This window comes from Streptococcus sp. ELY_137 (assembly GCF_058314515.1).
Map to the genome: position 1 here is coordinate 21,785 of NZ_JBZFUL010000004.1, position 19,059 is coordinate 40,843.

General features: G+C 41.8%; 16 protein-coding genes. 15 read left to right on the top strand and 1 reads right to left on the bottom strand.

Annotation, left to right across the window (positions count from 1 at the left end):
- Window positions 1–9 precede the first annotated feature (9 nt).
- The 6 genes from argR (at window position 10) to AC4HAO_RS04195 (ending at window position 7,099) form a co-directional block, all read left to right on the top strand.
- Window positions 10–438 carry an arginine repressor gene (gene argR, locus AC4HAO_RS04170; protein WP_447452597.1) on the top strand — a complete coding sequence of 143 codons (429 nt, stop codon included), beginning with the start codon at window positions 10–12 and terminating at the stop codon, window positions 436–438.
- Window positions 438–791: a YlbF family regulator gene (locus AC4HAO_RS04175; protein WP_447452596.1), complete on the top strand. Its 354-nt coding sequence runs from the start codon at window positions 438–440 to the stop codon at window positions 789–791. The genes argR and AC4HAO_RS04175 overlap by 1 nt, the downstream gene beginning before the upstream one ends.
- Complete coding sequence (mutS, locus tag AC4HAO_RS04180) at window positions 778–3,342, top strand: DNA mismatch repair protein MutS (RefSeq protein ID WP_491134674.1); 2,565 nt, start codon at window positions 778–780, stop codon at window positions 3,340–3,342. The genes AC4HAO_RS04175 and mutS overlap by 14 nt, the downstream gene beginning before the upstream one ends.
- 54 nt (window positions 3,343–3,396) lie before the next feature.
- On the top strand, window positions 3,397–5,361 hold the full coding sequence (gene mutL / locus AC4HAO_RS04185) for a DNA mismatch repair endonuclease MutL (protein ID WP_491134675.1): 1,965 nt from the start codon (window positions 3,397–3,399) through the stop codon (window positions 5,359–5,361).
- Between the two features lie 348 nt (window positions 5,362–5,709).
- Window positions 5,710–6,303: a Holliday junction branch migration protein RuvA gene (gene ruvA, locus AC4HAO_RS04190; protein WP_491094168.1), complete on the top strand. Its 594-nt coding sequence runs from the start codon at window positions 5,710–5,712 to the stop codon at window positions 6,301–6,303.
- A 223-nt stretch (window positions 6,304–6,526) separates the two neighbouring features.
- Window positions 6,527–7,099, top strand: a complete 573-nt coding sequence (locus AC4HAO_RS04195; RefSeq protein WP_491094169.1) for a DNA-3-methyladenine glycosylase I — start codon at window positions 6,527–6,529, stop codon at window positions 7,097–7,099.
- A 488-nt stretch (window positions 7,100–7,587) separates the two neighbouring features.
- Here AC4HAO_RS04195 and AC4HAO_RS04200 read toward each other — a convergent pair whose 3' ends face one another.
- Complete coding sequence (locus tag AC4HAO_RS04200) at window positions 7,588–9,501, bottom strand: ABC transporter ATP-binding protein/permease (RefSeq protein ID WP_491134676.1); 1,914 nt, start codon at window positions 9,499–9,501, stop codon at window positions 7,588–7,590.
- Window positions 9,502–9,889: 388 nt separating this feature from the next.
- Between AC4HAO_RS04200 and AC4HAO_RS04205 the strand changes: the two genes are divergently transcribed.
- The 9 genes from AC4HAO_RS04205 to nrdD all read left to right on the top strand — a co-directional run bounded on the left by AC4HAO_RS04205 (window position 9,890) and on the right by nrdD (window position 19,034).
- Window positions 9,890–11,161, top strand: a complete 1,272-nt coding sequence (locus AC4HAO_RS04205; protein ID WP_491134677.1) for a competence/damage-inducible protein A — start codon at window positions 9,890–9,892, stop codon at window positions 11,159–11,161.
- 35 nt (window positions 11,162–11,196) lie between these two features.
- On the top strand, window positions 11,197–12,342 hold the full coding sequence (recA, locus tag AC4HAO_RS04210) for a recombinase RecA (protein ID WP_447452589.1): 1,146 nt from the start codon (window positions 11,197–11,199) through the stop codon (window positions 12,340–12,342).
- A gap of 224 nt (window positions 12,343–12,566) precedes the next feature.
- Window positions 12,567–12,965: a transcriptional regulator Spx gene (gene spx / locus AC4HAO_RS04215; protein ID WP_447452588.1), complete on the top strand. Its 399-nt coding sequence runs from the start codon at window positions 12,567–12,569 to the stop codon at window positions 12,963–12,965.
- A 90-nt stretch (window positions 12,966–13,055) separates the two neighbouring features.
- Entirely contained in the window at window positions 13,056–13,637 is a 582-nt protein-coding gene (locus AC4HAO_RS04220; protein WP_491093531.1) for an SP0191 family lipoprotein, read from the top strand.
- Window positions 13,638–13,718: 81 nt separating this feature from the next.
- Window positions 13,719–13,985 carry an IreB family regulatory phosphoprotein gene (locus tag AC4HAO_RS04225; protein ID WP_447452586.1) on the top strand — a complete coding sequence of 89 codons (267 nt, stop codon included), beginning with the start codon at window positions 13,719–13,721 and terminating at the stop codon, window positions 13,983–13,985.
- Window positions 13,985–14,404 carry a Holliday junction resolvase RuvX gene (gene ruvX / locus AC4HAO_RS04230; protein ID WP_447452585.1) on the top strand — a complete coding sequence of 140 codons (420 nt, stop codon included), beginning with the start codon at window positions 13,985–13,987 and terminating at the stop codon, window positions 14,402–14,404. Before AC4HAO_RS04225 ends, ruvX begins: the two co-directional genes overlap by 1 nt.
- Window positions 14,405–14,495: 91 nt before the next feature.
- Entirely contained in the window at window positions 14,496–14,795 is a 300-nt protein-coding gene (locus AC4HAO_RS04235) for a DUF1292 domain-containing protein (RefSeq protein WP_447452584.1), read from the top strand.
- Between the two features lie 337 nt (window positions 14,796–15,132).
- On the top strand, window positions 15,133–16,731 hold the full coding sequence (locus AC4HAO_RS04240; protein ID WP_491134678.1) for a DUF2079 domain-containing protein: 1,599 nt from the start codon (window positions 15,133–15,135) through the stop codon (window positions 16,729–16,731).
- A gap of 101 nt (window positions 16,732–16,832) precedes the next feature.
- A complete protein-coding gene (gene nrdD, locus AC4HAO_RS04245) occupies window positions 16,833–19,034 on the top strand; it encodes an anaerobic ribonucleoside-triphosphate reductase (protein ID WP_491134679.1) in 2,202 nt (733 codons plus the stop codon).
- Window positions 19,035–19,059: the final 25 nt, after the last annotated feature.

Below are 19,059 nucleotides of genomic sequence, written 5' to 3' on the forward strand. Positions count from 1 at the left end.
AAAAAAACAATGAATAAAACAGAACGTCAACACAAGATTAAAATGATTATCCAAGAAGAGCGCGTCGGAACACAGGAAGAGATCAAAGACAGTCTCGCTAAGCAAGGAATTGCGGTGACTCAGGCGACCCTGTCGCGGGATTTGCGGGAGATTGGCCTTTTGAAGCGCCGCGATGACTCAGGCAAGCTCTACTACAGTCTCTCCACAGATGAGTTCTCTCATCTAGCTGATGCGGTTCAAGATTATCTTAAGCATCTTTCCAGAGCTGGTTTTATCCTAGTCTTAAAGACAGAGCTAGGCGAGGCAGATGTTCTGGCCAATATTATTGACCAAGAGAAACGCAGTGATATTTTAGGAACGGTTGCAGGAGCAGATACCCTCCTTGTTATTTGCCAAGACGAGGACAGGGCCAAGGCTATTGAAGATGAGTTAAGCTGATGGCAAATTTAGAAGAGGCCACTAAGGCTTTACAAAGATTGTTAGCTCAGCATGAAAGTGTCCAAGCTTTTCATGCTGTTCAAAATAAGGTGGAACAACTGCCAGAACTCCGTAAACAAGCTCATGCCATGAAGGCTTACCAGCAGGAGGCCGTGCTTTTTGAAAAACTAGAAAAAAGACGGGCGGCCAACCAGTCAGGGCAGACAGCTGATCAGTTGGAACAAGAATTAGCTCAGCTCCCACTGGTTCAGGATTATCGTGAAAAAATGCAGGATGCCAGTGATCTTCTGCAATATGTCACCAGCAGTATAGAAGAAAAGATAAATGAGGAATTAGGGAATGGCAAAAGATAAAATTTCTCCCGGTATGCAGCAGTATTTAGACATCAAAGAATCCTATCCGGATGCTTTTTTGCTTTTTAGGATGGGAGATTTTTATGAACTATTCTACGATGATGCCATCAAAGCGGCTCAGATTTTGGAGATTAGTTTAACCAGTCGTAATAAAAATGCGGATACCCCCATTCCCATGGCAGGAGTCCCCTACCATTCAGCCCAGCAATACATCGATGTCCTTGTTGATTTGGGTTACAAGGTGGCTATTGCTGAGCAGATGGAAGACCCCAAGCAGGCTGTCGGTGTTGTTAAACGCGAGGTAGTACAAGTTATCACTCCTGGAACGGTAGTTGACTCAACTAAGCCTGACAATGCCAATAATTTTTTGGTAGCGGTTGATTATCTTAGCGGCAGCTATGGGCTATCTTATATGGATGTTGCAACGGGAGAGTTTTACGCCACCAGCCTGAGCGATTTTACAGCCGTTCGCAGTGAAGTTCAGAATCTCAAGGCGCGTGAAATAGTAGTTGGCTATGAACTCGATCAAAGACAAGAGGAAATCTTAACCAAGCAGATGAACCTGTTGCTATCACCGGAATTTCAAGTTTATGATGACGTTCATCTAATTGGTAGTGACTTGTCAGCTGTAGAGGCCCAAGCGGCAGGCAAGCTTTTACAGTATGTGCACACGACGCAAAAACGTGAACTCAGTCATCTACAAACCTTGATTCACTATGAAATCAAGGATTTCTTGCAGATGTCCTATGCAACTAAAACGAGTCTGGATTTACTGGAAAACGCTCGAACTGGCAAGAAGCATGGGAGTCTGTTCTGGCTTTTGGACGAGACAAAGACTGCTATGGGGATGCGGCTCTTGCGAACCTGGATAGACCGCCCTTTAGTCAGTCCGGAGCGCATTTTAGAACGTCAGGAGATTGTTCAAACCTTTCTTGACCATTTCTTTGAACGCAGTGATTTAACCGACAGTCTTAAGGGGGTATATGATATTGAGCGGCTAGCAAGCCGTGTTTCATTTGGTAAGGCCAACCCCAAGGATTTATTGCAGTTAGGTCAAACTCTTGCGCAGGTCCCTCGAATCAAGACAATTCTAACAGAGTTTGATAATCCAGAACTAGCCGCCTTAAATGCTGATATTGACGCATTGCCAGATCTGTCTACTCTTATTGATGCAGCGATTGATTCAGATGCTTCAGCAACGATTACAGAAGGCAGTATTATCAAAGCGGGGTTCGACGAGCGCCTTGACCACTACCGTCAGGTCATGCGCGAAGGTACTCGGTGGATTGCTGAAATCGAGGCCAAAGAGAGGGAAGCCAGCGGCATTACTACCCTCAAAATTGATTATAATCGCAAGGATGGCTATTATTTTCATGTGACCAATTCTAACCTATCTCTGGTTCCAAAACATTTCTTTCGTAAGGCCACACTGAAAAATTCAGAGCGTTTTGGTACGGCGGAGTTAGCCAAAATAGAGGGGGATATGCTGGAGGCACGGGAACAATCCGCTGACTTAGAATATGATATTTTTATTAGTATCCGCAATCAAGTTGAAAAGTATATCCAGCGACTGCAGGATTTAGCCAAAAACATCGCCACCGTTGATGTCCTCCAGAGCCTTGCGACTGTAGCTGAAATCAATCACTATGTCCGCCCTGTTTTCAATACTGATGGTGTAATTAATATCCAAGAAGGCCGCCATGCCGCCGTCGAAAAGGTAATGGGCAGTCAGGAATACATCCCTAATACGATTCAATTAGATCAAGAGACTATGATCCAGCTCATTACAGGGCCTAATATGAGCGGTAAATCGACCTATATGCGTCAGTTAGCCTTGATTGTTGTCATGGCACAAATTGGTGCCTTTGTTTCCTCCCAGTCAGCTAATCTGCCGATTTTTGATGCTATCTACACCCGTATTGGTGCTGCAGATGATCTGATTTCAGGTCAGTCAACCTTTATGGTGGAAATGATGGAAGCTAATACAGCTATTCAAAGAGCCAGTGCCCGTTCACTCATCCTTTTTGATGAACTGGGCCGAGGAACAGCGACCTATGATGGGATGGCTCTCGCCCAGTCGATTATTGAGTATATTCACAATGAAGTTGGAGCCAAAACTTTATTTGCAACTCATTATCATGAGTTGACAGATCTGTCAATTAGCTTGCCACATCTTGTCAACGTGCATGTATCTACCTTGGAAAAGGACGGGGATGTCACCTTCTTGCATAAAATTACTGATGGGCCGGCTGATAAGTCTTATGGTATCCATGTTGCTAAGATAGCTGGTCTTCCGAAGACTTTATTGGAGCGGGCTGATCATATTTTAGCAGACCTAGAAGCCCACTCGGTCGATCTAATAGAGGAGCAATCCAGAGTTGACAGCCTTGACAAGACCGTCAAGGAAGAGCCGATACCTCATCAGGTATCCCTGTTTGAGGAGTCAGGAAGTGATAGCCAACTCCTTCAAGCGTTAAGAGAGATTGATGTGGTCAATATGACCCCGATGGAAGCAATGAATGCTCTTTATGAACTCAAAAAACTAGTATAATTCCTAAGCCCCTATCAGCCGGCGACTTGAACAATTGCACAAAGTGAGGATTTTATGTCAAAAATTATAGAATTACCTGAGGTTCTGGCCAATCAGATTGCAGCTGGTGAAGTGGTTGAGCGTCCCAGCAGCGTTGTTAAAGAATTGATAGAAAACGCTATTGATGCAGGTAGTACACAAATTACCATCGAAATTGAAGAATCCGGCTTAAAAAAAATTCAGGTAACAGATAATGGTCAGGGGATTGAAGGGGAAGATGTACCCTTGAGTCTGCGTCGCCACGCAACTAGTAAAATTAAAAATCAAGCTGATCTCTTCCGCATCAGAACCTTGGGTTTTCGTGGAGAGGCTCTACCCTCGATAGCTTCTATTAGTAATATAAGTCTCAAAACTGCGACTGCAGGTGCAAAATATGGAACCTTATTAGTCGCTAAGGGTGGGGATATTGTGTCGCAAGAACCAATCAGTACACCCGTTGGAACCAAAATCACAGTGGAAGACCTCTTCTTCAATACACCCGCTCGCCTAAAGTACATGAAATCACTGCAAGCGGAGTTGGGCCATATTGTGGATGTGGTCAACCGTCAGAGTCTGGCCCATCCAGAGATTGCCTTTAGTCTGATTAATGATGGTCGAGAGCTGACCAAAACTGCGGGGACAGGTGATTTGCGACAAGCCATCGCGGGAATTTATGGTCTTAATACGGCCAAAAAGATGGTGGAAATTTCAGCGTCTGATCTGGATTTTGAGGTTTCGGGCTATGTCAGCTTGCCCGAATTGACACGGGCTAACCGCAACTATATTACGATTTTAATTAATGGCCGTTATATCAAAAACTTTCTCCTTAATCGTGCCATCTTAGATGGTTACGGTTCCAAACTTATGGTTGGTCGTTTTCCTCTTGCCGTCATTGATATTCAAATTGATCCTTATCTAGCAGATGTCAATGTTCACCCAACTAAGCAGGAGGTACGAATTTCAAAAGAAAAAGAACTGATGCAGTTGATAAAAGATGCGATTGCAGAGAGCTTGAGAGAACAAGATCTAATACCAGATGCCTTAGAAAATTTAGCTAAGTCGAGTGTCCGCCGAAGCCAGGTTCCAGTTCAGACCAGCCTGCCCCTCAAGCGGACTAATCTTTATTACGATAAGGAAGCTCAAGATTTCTTCATTAAGAATGATAATCAAGTTGCTGAGACACGTGCCCCTGAAGAAATTAGTAATGTCAAACAAGTTGACAGACCTGATAAGCAGGTATCTGAAGCTACTGAATCATCTGCCGTTAAGCTAGCTCAGCGTCAGACAGACCTAGAAGATGATCATGAGCATCCAGATATTGATTTTTCCAAAAAATCTCAAACCAAACGTCTACTCAATCGCTTAGAAAACGAAGAAACCTCCCAATTTCCTGAGTTGGACTATTTTGGACAGATGCAGGGCACCTATCTCTTTGCCCAAGGTAATGGCGGCCTCTATATCATTGACCAGCATGCGGCCCAAGAGCGCGTTAAATATGAGTATTACCGAGAAAAAATCGGAGAGGTTGACAGTTCTTTACAGCAGTTGCTTGTTCCCTACCTCTTTGAGTTTATGGCTGATGATTTTATCAATTTACAGGAAAAAAATTCTCTGCTTAATGAGGTTGGTATCAATCTGGAGCCCTATGGGCACAATACTTTTATCCTACGGGAGCACCCAATCTGGATGAAGGAAGAGGAAATTGAATCGGGTGTCTATGAGATGTGTGATATGCTTTTGCTGACAGATCAGGTTTCAGTTAAGGAATATCGTGCTGAGTTAGCTATTATGATGAGCTGTAAACGCTCAATCAAGGCCAATCACGCCTTGGATGACTACTCAGCAAGAAACCTCCTTGTTCAGCTAGCCCAGTGTAAAAATCCTTATAACTGCCCGCATGGGCGTCCAGTTCTTGTCAACTTTACCAAGTCGGATATGGAAAAAATGTTCCGCCGTATTCAAGAAAATCACACTAGCTTACGAGAACTGGGGAAATACTAGACCAGATAGGGGAATAGCTCGGCTCAAATCGCTTTAATTTTAGTACCTCTCCTGTGTTTTTAGCCTGTGATCTAGAAGGGCTTAATTCCTAATATCTACTTCACCCTCCTGTTTCAGGGGTCGTACCTCAGGCAGCCTCCCAGATGTTAAAGTCTACACTTTGGTCTTGTGCAAAGAATTTCTTTCAACTGTTTGAGAAATAGTTGAAGATTGTTGATAAAAGTAGCGGATCTAATCTTCTCCACCGCGTAAAGAGTTTGTTCAAAAACATGAGGATGGGACGAGTTTTTGCTCAGACTTTTTTGGTAAAATTTTATAGAAAAATATCTATCCAGAAAGGTACTAAACATGTACGATTACCTCAAAGGTCAGCTGACCAAAATTACAGCAACTTATATAGTAGTCGAAACAGGCGGCATCGGTTATATGATCAATGTTGCCAATCCTTACTCTTTTTCTAATCAGATGAATCAGTCAATTCAAATCTTTCTCCATCACGTAGTTCGTGAGGATGCTCAGCTTTTCTATGGTTTTCACAATGAAGATGAGAAAGATGTTTTTCTTAAATTGATTTCCGTTTCAGGGATCGGTCCGACAACCGCCCTAGCCATCGTTGCTGTTAATGATAATGAAGGTCTAGTAACAGCCATTGAGAACAGCGATATCAAGTATCTCACCAAGTTTCCTAAAATCGGTAAGAAGACCGCTCAGCAAATGGTCTTGGACTTGGCAGGCAAATTTGTAGACCTTCCACAAACTGGTGGAATTGCAGTCAAATCGGCACCATTATCAGCTAATCAAGCTCTCGATGAAGCTATGGAGGCTCTTTTAGCTTTAGGTTATAAGGCTAGCGAACTTAAAAAAATTCGAGCCTTTTTCGAAGGCACTAGTGAGACAGCTGAGAATTATATCAAGCAGGCTCTCAAAATGTTAATGAAATAACAAGATACTAGGAGCGCCAAAAAAGAGTAAATGGAAGACTTAAGCTACATGTTTGCGGCAAGACACTTTATCTTTTGATCAATGCCGCTAAACGACGACAAACGCATACAAAAAGGATTTTTGAGCATTAATAAATCAGATCTATCCCTGTTTTTAAACCAAGTTAATGACACAAGATACTAAGCTGTTCAATCAGCCCTTATAACTATAAAAGGAGACTAATATGACCAAGCGCTGCGGTTGGGTTAAGATGACTAACCCTTTGTATGTTGATTACCATGATAAAGAATGGGGGCGTCCTCTACATGATGAGCGAGCCCTTTTTGAGCTGCTCTGCTTGGAGACTTATCAAGCAGGCCTTTCTTGGGAAACCATCCTCAATAAACGGACAGCTTTCAAGGAGGCTTTTCACGATTACCAGATCGATACCGTTGCGGCCATGAGTGATACTGAATTGGAAGATATTTTGCAGAATCCTGCGGTTGTCCGCAATCGTTTAAAAATTTACGCCACCCGTGCCAATGCTCAAGCTTTTCGCCGGATTCAAGAGATCTATGGTTCTTTTGATACTTATATTTGGTCTTTCGTTGACCGTCACACCATCAATAACCACGTTGAAGATTATCGCCAAGCACCAGCTAAAACTCTCTTGTCTGAACAGGTATCCAAAGAACTGAAAAAACAGGGCTTTAAATTTGTAGGTCCGGTTGCGGTTTATTCTTTTTTGCAAGCTGCTGGCTTGATTAATGACCACGAAATAGACTGCGACTGGAATCCTAATACCCAAGTCAAATAAAAGCACCGCTCAGGCGGTGCTTTTATAAGGTCTATGGCTACAGTTTATAGTGCAGTTTGTTTTTTGCAGCCTCTCCTAAGATCAAGCAGGTTTACCCGCCTAGCTTTTTAATTTCAAGGATCGGGGTAAAACACTTCACCAGACTTGCTACTCGTTCATCATTTTTTCAGCTCGTAGAAAGGGACTGGGACAAAAGACCTGCCTCCGTAATTATTTGAATTATGACAGTTTGACGCAGTAGTTAGTCAGATATCCTTATCTTGGGGTGCTTTCCTATCTTTAGGCGCCCCCTTAAACAGTCCAGTGGACTGTTTAACTACCACCCAAGTGATAGCTCCCACAGTTTGGGGAACTGTTGGAGGTTATCTAATGTGACGAACGATGTTCATCTTATCACCAACCTCCAAAGATCCACCGGATCTTTGGAGCTGTGCGGAGGTGGGACAACGAAATCAAATTCTTCGAATTATTGATTTCTATCCCATTTTCTATTCTGAAGCAAGTGCATCAATAGGGTTGAGGCGAGCTGCCTTACCCGACGGTGCCAAGCTAGCAATAAGAGCAATAAGCAAACCGATGCTGACGGTTCCAATAGTAGTAGTCAAAGAAACCTGAATAATGTCAAATTTAATAGTTGAGTAGACGAGTTTATTGACCAAAGTTTGTATTAAGAGTGCCGTCACAATAGCAAGAATATTAGCTGAGAGTCCCAGAAGCAGGCTTTCATTAACAAAGAGTCGCCGAATGTCCTTACGTCTAGCTCCCATAGCTCGCAGCACACCGATTTCCTTGGTACGTTCAGTCACACTCATATAAGTTGTCGCTACAATCATGAGAATGCTAACTAGAAGTGAGATACCGGCAATCAAAGCAAGGACGACACCGACAATGTAGGTGATTTCTCGGATAGAATCAAGGGTCTCACCGATGCCAGTGATACCGTAAAGAGCTTTACCATCTTTTTTCATCCCCTTGATTGTATTTTGAGCAGCTTTAGTATGATTGAGGTCATCCACGCTGGCTGTTATAAAGTTAGGATTGAGTTGGGCCTTTTGTTTAGCAGCTGCTTCTTTTAAACTGTGATAGGAGACAACAGTCATTTGATCTGAGGTACCAACTACTTTATAATCCTTGGTGATAGTGACGGGCTGTTTGTTCTCTCCTAGAGCTGTGATGCTCAAAGTAACGGTTTTACCAATGGCTTTTTTAGTATCTTTATTGATGTTTTTCTTAGCATAAGCCTTATCAATGACGATTTCATTCCCCTTAGGCATCTTTTTGTTAGAAAGAGTCTCTTTAGGGATAGTAGCATTAGCGCTCTGTAAGATGTTAGATTGTACCGTCTTACCTTGATAAGATAGGCTGAAGGTAGCGGCATAGTAGCCGTACTCAGTCTTTGTAACATGATCTACCTTACTTATTTTTTTCTTATCAGCCGCGCTCACTCCTGTACTAGTAGCAGCATCTACGTCCTTTAGCGTTACTTGGAAGGCCTTGGGATTAGCAATATCACCGATAAAACTATCCATGTAATTTCTGGCTCCATTCCCTAAACCGAGGAAGAACATGACTGAAAAAAGTCCGATCGCCATTCCGATAGTAATAATCAAATTTTGCTTCCAAGCATTTTTAAAATGTGCCCAAGCCATCTTCCAGCTGGCAGTTCTTGTTAGTGCTTTAGACTCCAGTTCTGCCTGCTCTTTCTGCGTTGAAAAAGGCTCTCGTAAGCGTTGGTCGTCTGTAACCTGTCCGTCAGTCAGCGAGACAATACGTGTCCCTGCATTAGCTACTTCTTGTGAGTGGGTGACGACGATAACTGTTTTTCCTGACTTGGCAATGTCTTGCAAAATAGCCAGAACTTCCTTGGTATTCTTGCTATCCAAAGCTCCTGTCGGCTCATCAGCAATAATTATTTCAGGGTTGCTGGCGAGCGCGCGTGCGATAGCGACTCTTTGTTTTTGTCCTCCAGAGAGTTGAGCTGGCTTTTTCTTGCGATGTTCGTAAAGACCAACCTGCTTCAAAAGTTTTTCAGCATGTGCCAGCTGTTCTTTATGAGACAGTTTTGTCATTTTTAAGCTAGTAAGAACATTATCCAGAACATTGAGGTAATTCACTAGATTGAAGGATTGAAAAATAAAGCCAATTGTCTGACGGCGATACTCATCCATAGCTTTCTCGCGCTTGTCCTTTTGACGCTCGCCATTGACCAGGACCTCTCCAGAATATTTGCGATCCAGCCCTCCAATAATATTCATCAAGGTGGTTTTTCCCCCTCCAGATTCTCCTAATATGCTGATAAAATCTCCCTGATCAAAGGAAAGGTTGATCCCTTTTAAGACAGGGAATTCCTCTCTGCCAAGGTAGTAGGATTTATGAATATTTTGCAATTCTAATGAACTCATATAAAATCTCCTATTTTGTAATATGGAAATAATACAGTTTTCAAAGGCTAAAGTCAAGAGTTAACTGTAAAATCAATCAATACAAGTTGTGATATTTTATGCAACTCCTGATAGAATCACTACAAAAGTAATGTACTGACTGAGGTTCTTCTTGCTTTACAGGCGAAAAGAGCTTCATGTAGCCTCGCTGGTATCGAGAAATATAATAATGGCTAGATTGACAAAGTGAGTTATTTGTTGACCTATTTCCTGTTTTCGGCAGCCCGTCTGACAATTGAAAACTCCCTGTATCATTCACCTATTTTTAAACCCGTGAAAAAAGAGCCCGCTGGTCTGTTTTTTTTGTTAAAATTAAAATGAATTTACGAATAGATAAGTGGGTGACATCATGAAAGCAGAAATTATTGCGGTCGGAACGGAGATTTTAACGGGTCAGATTGTCAACACCAATGCTCAATTTTTATCGGAAAAATTTGCAGAGTTGGGAATTGATGTTTATTTTCAGACAGCTGTCGGTGATAATGAAGAGCGACTTTTATCAGTTATTGATTTGGCCAGCCAGCGCAGCGATATGGTTGTGCTTTGCGGCGGCCTGGGGCCTACTGAAGATGATTTAACCAAACAAACCTTAGCCAAATTTCTTAAGCGAGACCTAATTTTTGATGAAACAGCGAAACAAAAGATTAATACTTTTTTTGCTGCCCGCCCTGCAGTTTTGCAGACGTCCAATAATGAGCGGCAGGCCCAGATTATTGAAGGATCCTATCCCTTGCAAAATAGGACAGGCCTAGCTGTAGGAGGGATGTTAGAAGCGGAAGCAGCCACATATATTGTTCTACCTGGCCCGCCGAGCGAGCTTAAGCCTATGGTGCAGGAACAGCTTATCCCCTTGCTCAATAAAGATCACCAGCAGCTTTTTTCGCGTGTACTCCGATTTTTTGGTATTGGAGAGAGTCAACTGGTTACAGTCCTTGATGATTTCATCAAAAATCAAACGGACCCTACCCTAGCTCCCTATGCTAAAACAGGTGAAGTTACACTTCGTCTGTCTACCAAAGCTAAAACACAATCTGAAGCTGATCAAAAGCTAGAAGCTCTCGAAAGCCAGCTGTTGAAGGCAACCTCTTTGGAAAATCGCTCCCTTTCCAGCTACTTTTACGGCTATGGAGATGATAATTCACTCCCTGAAGTCGTTTTTGAATTGCTCAGGTCTAAGGGGAAGACAATTACAGCGGCTGAAAGCCTGACCGCGGGTCTCTTCCAATCGACCTTAGCAGAATTTTCGGGGGTCTCTAGTGTTTTCAATGGTGGTTTTATCACCTATAGTATAGAAGAAAAGGCTAGAATGTTGGACTTATCCTTATCTGAATTGCGAACCCATGGTGTTGTCAGCGCCTTTACGGCTGAGCAGATGGCACAGGGAGCTCGTCGGCAAACAGGTGCAGATATTGCTGTTTCTTTGACTGGGGTCGCAGGTCCTGACAGCCTAGAAGGCCATCCAGCGGGTACTGTTTTTATCGGCTTATCTACTCAACAAGGAATTATATCGCGTCAGTTAAAAATCAGCGGTCGCTCTCGCTCAGATGTCCGCGAGATCGCAGTTTTACACGCTTTTAATCTTGTACGAAACGCTTTATTAAATGATGGAAATTTAGTATAATAACTAATGCTAACTAGAAAAATAGGAGAAAAGAATTGGCGAAAAAAACAAAGAAATCAGAAGAAGTTACTAAAAAATTCGGTGATGAGCGCAAAAAGGCCTTAGACGATGCCTTAAAAAATATTGAAAAAGATTTTGGTAAAGGCGCGATTATGAAGCTAGGTGAGCGAGCAGAGCAAAAGGTTCAAGTAATGAGTTCTGGCAGCCTAGCCTTGGATATTGCCCTAGGAGCGGGCGGTTATCCTAAAGGCCGTATCATTGAAATCTATGGTCCTGAATCCTCAGGTAAGACAACCGTAGCTCTTCATGCTGTGGCTCAGGCTCAAAAAGAAGGTGGAATTGCCGCTTTTATCGATGCTGAGCATGCCCTTGATCCCAGCTATGCCGCGGCTCTGGGAGTTAATATCGATGAGTTGCTCTTATCCCAGCCCGATTCTGGCGAACAAGGTTTAGAGATTGCAGGTAAGCTGATTGATTCTGGGGCCGTTGATTTGGTTGTAGTAGACTCTGTCGCAGCCTTGGTACCGCGTGCAGAAATTGATGGTGATATCGGTGACAGCCACGTTGGTCTGCAAGCTCGTATGATGAGTCAGGCTATGCGCAAGCTATCGGCTTCTATCAATAAGACTAAAACCATTGCCATCTTTATCAACCAACTCCGCGAGAAAGTCGGTGTCATGTTTGGTAATCCAGAAACCACACCAGGTGGCCGTGCCCTCAAATTCTACTCTTCTGTCCGTTTAGATGTTCGCGGTAATACACAAATTAAAGGAACAGGTGAACAAAAGGACAGCAGTATTGGTAAAGAAACGAAGATTAAGGTAGTTAAAAATAAGGTTGCCCCACCATTCAAAGTTGCGGAAGTTGAAATTATGTATGGCGAAGGGATTTCTCGAACCGGCGAGTTAGTTAAGATTGCTACGGATATGGATATCATCCAGAAATCTGGCGCTTGGTACTCTTATAATGGTGAAAAGATTGGCCAAGGTTCAGAAAATGCTAAAAAATATCTGGCAGATAATCCAGAAATTTTTGAGGAAATTGACCGCCAGGTCCGCATTAAATATGGTCTGATCGATACTGACGAAGCAGAAACTGCCGCCTCCCCTCAACAGGAAGAGGCTAAAGATCAGTCAGAGGACCTATCCTTAGATCTAGATACGATTGAAATCGAAGAATAATGTTTAAGAATTAAGTAATTGGAACAAGAAGCTGGCTTTTATTGGTCAGCTTCTTTTATGTGCTATTATATCTTGAAATATGACGAACACCTTAACAAATGCTTAAAATATTAAAAAATGAAGTTTTTTAGTTGACAATTTGAAAATAGGTCGCAAGACCTATGTTCAGTTTAGGATATCTGTGCTAGAATGTAACTATCATGTGATAGAAAGAGAGAAGTGACATGATTAAGATTTATACAATTTCTAGCTGTACTAGCTGTAAAAAAGCAAAAACTTGGTTAAATAACCACCAATTACCATACAAGGAACAAAATCTCGGAAAAGAGGGATTAACAAAAGAGGAAATTCTCAATATCTTGTCCAAGACGGAAGATGGAGTTGAGAGTATTGTCTCATCTAAAAATCGCTATGCTAGAGCGCTCGATTTTGATATCGATGAGCTAAGCCTTAGTCAGGTGGTTGATTTGATTCAAGAAAATCCACGTATTTTGAAAAGTCCGATTTTAATTGACGATAAGCGTTTGCAAGTTGGTTACAAGGAGGATGATATACGCGCCTTCTTGCCGCGTGCTATTCGTGAGGTTGAAAATAATCAGGCGCGCATGCGGGCTGTCTTGTAATAAAATATCGAAAAGGAGGGCAATCGCCCTTCTTTTTTGCCTTAAAGTACGCTATAATACTAATGTTAGTGCTTTAGATAAGGAGAAAAAATGAAAAGAAAAATTTATATGACATTAACAGCCCTAGTTTTGGTTTTAAGCTTGGCGGCCTGCTCAAACAGTCTTACTGAGAAATCATCTTCGAACTCTGATACAATTGGTAAGACAGCTAAAAAGAGCTCAGCTTCTCAGAAGGTAAAAAAAGTTTCTGGAACCAAGGCTATGCAGTTTAAAGTGTCAGATAGTGATGGACAACTAACAGTTACTGAAACTGTTGATTATGATGGGGATGAGTATAAAGCTATCAAGATCACTGTTTTACAACCTATGCCTGAAGACATCAAGCAAGCGGCTCAAGGAAGGGATATGAATGAGGTCAAGGGTGCTGTGCTTCCTGAATGGGAGAAAACTAGCACGATCCAAGAGTTAAAAAATACCAAAGGTGTAACAGTAAACTTGGATATTACAAATAATTATGAGCTAAAAGCTAATATTAATATCGATATGAAAAGTATTGATAGTGACTCTCTCGACGATGTGGGCTTCTTTCTTGATGTAACAAAAGAGAATACACCATTGGAGTACATCTTGTATTTAGCCCAGCGCGGTGCTACCAAGGTAGACCCTGCTTAAAGAGTGACTTTTCATTGAAAAGATAAGGAAAATAAGGTATAATAACAGGAAGTTGTTGGCATTCAGAAAGAAGGTGCAAGTATGGGATTTACAGATGAAACCGTTCGTTTCAATTTAGATGATGGAAATAAGCAGGAAATTAGTGATACCTTGACCGCTGTCTATCGCTCACTTAATGATAAAGGATACAATCCGATTAACCAAATCGTTGGCTACGTATTAAGTGGGGATCCTGCCTATGTGCCTCGTTATAATGACGCTCGTAATAAGATTCGCAAATATGAACGTGATGAAATTGTCGAGGAGCTCGTTCGCTTTTATCTTAAAGGAAATGGAATCGACGTTTAATGAGGATAATGGGACTAGATGTAGGCTCGAAAACGGTTGGTGTCGCGATTAGTGATCCACTTGGTTTTACAGCCCAAGGCCTTGAGATTATTCAGATAAACGAAGAGAGAGAAGAATTTGGCTTTGAACGTTTAGGTGAGTTGATTAAGGAATATAGGGTCGAGAAATTTGTTGTCGGCTTGCCTAAAAATATGAACAATACTAGCGGCCCACGTGTGGAAGCTAGCCGAAATTATGGGGAAAAAATCTCCGAGCTCTTTCAGTTGCCTGTTGATTATCAGGACGAACGACTGACGACTGTCCAAGCTGAGCGTATGTTGGTAGAGCAGGCTGATGTTAGCCGCGGTAAGCGTAAGAAAGTTATTGATAAGTTAGCCGCTCAGCTGATTTTGCAAAATTATTTAGATCGTTTATTTTAGCAAGTTATCTCTGAAGTTAAGCCATTTCAATACAAGTTCTGATTTGGGAATAGCTGGACTTTTGGAGTTATATAAAGAGGAGAGAAGAATTATGGCACACGAACACAACCATGATCATGAAGTGATTACCCTTGTTGATGAGCAAGGAAACGAGACCTTATTTGAAATTCTTTTGACTATTGACGGTCGTGAAGAATTTGGCAAAAACTATGTATTGCTGGTGCCAGCTGGCGCTCAGGAAGACGATAACGGAGAAATCGAAATTCAGGCATACTCGTTCACGGAGAATGAGGATGGTACAGAAGGAGATTTACAGCCAATACCGGAAGACTCTAATGCTGAGTGGGACATGATAGAAGAAGTCTTTAACAGCTTTTTAGATGAAGAATAGAATGTAGAGGAGCAGGTTTCATCATTCCAGCTCTTTTTATTTGGGTCTTGCTAAACTAAACTCTAATGTAGCCCAATAAGAGATATCTTTGACTTTTTCGAATAAATAGATAGAGGATTCTATTTATGAAGAAAGAAAATTTATCACCCGAAGAACAGGAATTTTTAGAGAGCTACCTAAGACGTTCCCATCACCGCTTCAAGGAGATTCTGACCTATAGCATAATCCTTAGAAAATTGACTAAAGACTAAATTCTGATATACTAGAGAGGATAATGTAAACAGAAAAATCTAACAAACCAAGCGTATCAGCTTTATCATTTTAATGAGGAGAACGGATGGCAGATTATAGACAAGATGAAGAACTTCCAACATACAGCCGCAGGAAGAGTGAGGCCGAGGGAGTTGAGGAAAAAACACCGCATGAAGAATCATCCTTTCATAAAGTTGAGGTAGACGGCTCACACAGATTTTATATTCTTCTGTTTAGTTTGGTTTTAGCTCTGACCTCAGTGGCCAACCCTCTACTGACAGACTTTGGGAATGCTGCCCAAACCACTAACCTATATACAGGACAGATCATGAGCCAAGGACATGTTCCTTATCAAGATATTTTTGCGACAGGTGGTTTCCTTTTTTACGGAATTATTGCGCTCAGCTATCTTTTAGGATCTAGCCTGTGGTTGATGTTGGTAGAATTTTTGGCTTTTTATATGTCAGGGATTTACCTCTATAAAATTATTAGTTTCTTGACTGATAAGTCTGGGATGGGTATGACCTTTACCCTTGTCTTTTATCTACTCAATCTCGGATTCGGTTTTGGCAATCTTTACCCTATCCAATGGGCCTTTCCTTTCATCTTAAATGCTTTATGGTTTTTGACTAAGTATTTTACAGGCTATATCAATGATGAGGCCTTTGTGATTTATGGATTTTTTGGAACCCTCGCTGCCTTGTTGGAACCCCGCAGTCTCATCTTCTGGATCCTGTCTTTCGTAGCTATCGGTCTCTATAATTTTAGCCAACGTCACTTTGCCAGAGGCTTTTATCAGCTTTTGTGCATGATTTTTGGTGCTATTGTGGTTTATTATACGGTTGGCTACTTTGTCTTTAATATGGGAAATTTAGAGGATTATATCAATCAGGCCCTCACCTATAATTTTACTGTCTTTGCTATTGCTAAGGAATCCTTGCTCATTACCCTTCCCTACCAAATTTTAATAGCAGCAGCTTCTGGTCTACTCTTGGGACTGTTTGGTTTCTTTGGGCACCGCAGCCAGGAAACAAAATTCAAAATACCTAAATGGCTTATTTTTCTTACCCTAGTTTTAACTCTATTAATGGGAGTTTTTTCACAAAGTTATTACCTTTATCAACTTCTGTTACCTCTACCCTTTGGACTGATTTTGACAGCCTTGGTAATTAACGATGGTATGGAAAATGGGAAAAAAGAGGGGCGGGCTAGCCATGCTGCCCACCGGCGTAAACGCAGCCGTGAGGTCAAGGATAATTACTGGGCGGTCTTCGCTCGGAAGCATTTTCAGCTCCCCATCTTAGTCATAGTGGTAGGGATAGGTATACCAATCTTCTTAGGAATCGCCTCCCTGGGACTCAATCGCGAACGCAGTAGCATTGCTAATTATCTTAGGGAAAATACAAGTGAGGACTCTCAGATCTATGTCTGGGATCACTCGTCAAAAATTTATTTGGGGACAGCTCGCCAGTCGGTTTCACAATTTCCGCTACCGTCTGTTAATATAGCTAATGCTGCCAACAGCCAAAAACTGAGCGATGACCTGATTCAAGACAGCGCTGAGTATATTATTGTTAACAATGATGAAAAGTTACCGTCAGAAGTGTTACATAATCTTAAGGGGGCTTACGATAAGAAATCCTTAGATGATGCCAGTCATTTCACGATTTATCAAAAGAAATAATTTCAGCTATCAAAATCAATATGTTGTGGTTTAATAAAAAACTCACCACAACATATTGATTTTTTTTGGCCTTGTGCTATAATGGAGACCGAGGTGGAAAAATGATCACATTAGAAAAAAACTTCGTTATCACAAATCCAGAAATTACAGTTATCAAACGCGATGGCCGTCGAACAAAGTTTGACAGTGATAAAATTTATCAGGCCTTACTGCGGGCAAGTCAAGAAGTTTCAGAGCTGTCTCCCTTGATGGAAACGAAATTAAAGGGTATTACTGATCGTATCGTAGCAGAAATCGCCGATCGTTTTACAGCCGATGTCAAAATTTATGAGATCCAAAGTATCGTTGAACATGAATTGCTCAATGCTAATGAATATGCTATTGCGCAGGAATATATTAATTACCGTACTAAACGAGATTTCGCCCGTTCACAAGCGACAGACATCAACTTCACCATTGATCGCTTGCTTAACAAAGATCAAACTGTGGTCAATGAAAATGCTAATAAAGACAGTGACGTTTTTAATACTCAGCGTGATTTGACCGCCGGTATTGTGGGGAAATCGATTGGCTTGAAAATGCTGCCACCTCATGTTGCTAACGCTCACCAAAAGGGAGATATCCATTTCCACGATTTGGATTATAGCCCCTACACGCCTATGACGAACTGCTGCCTGATTGACTTTAAGGGGATGCTGGCTAACGGTTTTAAAATTGGTAATGCTGATGTTGAAAGTCCCAAATCAATTCAGACAGCAACTGCCCAGATCTCCCAAATTATTGCCAATGTGGCTTCCAGTCAATATGGCGGTTGTACGGCTGATCGGATTGATGAATTTTTAGCCCCTTACGCTGAACTTAATTATCAAAAGCACTTGGCTGATGCTAAAAAGTGGGTTGCTGAGGATAAGTGGGAAGATTATGCGCGTGCCAAAACAAAAAAGGACATCTATGATGCCATGCAGTCTTTGGAGTATGAGATTAACACACTCTTTACCTCGAATGGACAGACTCCTTTTACCTCTTTGGGTTTTGGTTTGGGAACATCATGGTTTGAACGGGAAATTCAAAAGGCCATCTTAGAGATCCGAATTAAGGGTTTAGGAAGTGAACACCGAACAGCCATTTTCCCTAAATTAATTTTTACGCTCAAGCGTGGACTTAATTTAGAGCCTAATACTCCAAATTACGATATAAAACAGTTAGCCTTAGAATGTGCAACCAAGCGTATGTACCCAGATGTTTTATCCTATGATAAGATTATTGATTTGACGGGTTCCTTTAAAGCACCAATGGGATGTCGCTCTTTCCTTCAGGGATGGAGAAATGAAAATGGTCAGGAAGTAAACTCTGGACGGATGAATCTTGGGGTGGTAACAGTTAATTTACCACGTATCGCTATGGAATCCGATGGTGATAAGGAGAAGTTTTGGTCACTTTTTGCTGAACGCATGCAAATTGCTAAGGATGCCCTAGTCTATCGCGTTGAACGCGTAAAGGAAGCTAGTCCCGCTAATGCTCCTATCCTCTATCAATATGGGGCTTTTGGTAAGCGTCTGCCAAAAACAGGCAATGTTGATACGCTCTTTAGACATCGTCGGGCAACAGTTTCTCTAGGCTATATTGGTCTTTACGAAGTTGCTACTGTCTTCTATGGCGGTGAATGGGAAAACAATCCAGAGGCTAAGGGATTTACAAAAGATATCATCCGCCAGATGAAGAAAATGGTTGAAGCTTGGTCAGATGAATATGACTACCATTTTTCTATCTATTCAACACCATCTGAGAGCCTAACTGACCGATTCTGTCGTTTAGATACGGAGAAGTTTGGCAAGGTTAAGGACATTACGGACAAGGAGTACTACACCAACTCCTTCCACTATGATGTGCGTAAGAATCCGACACCATTTGAAAAATTAGATTTTGAAAAGGATTACCCTGAACTAGGGGCTAGTGGTGGATTTATCCACTATTGTGAATATCCTGTCTTGCAACAAAATCCTAAGGCCCTTGAGGCTGTGTGGGACTACGCATATGATAAGGTCGGTTATCTAGGAACTAATACTCCGATTGACAAATGTTATGAATGCGGATTTGAGGGAGATTTTACGCCGACTGAACGTGGCTTTATGTGTCCCAACTGTGGAAATACAGACCCTAAAACGGTTGATGTTGTCAAACGGACTTGTGGTTATCTTGGCAACCCTCAAGCACGTCCTATGGTTAATGGGCGCCATAAGGAAATTTCAGCCCGTGTTAAGCATATGAATGGTTCAACTATAAAAAATCCTGGGAAAGAATGAGATAAAATTTAGCGGAAGGAGAAAG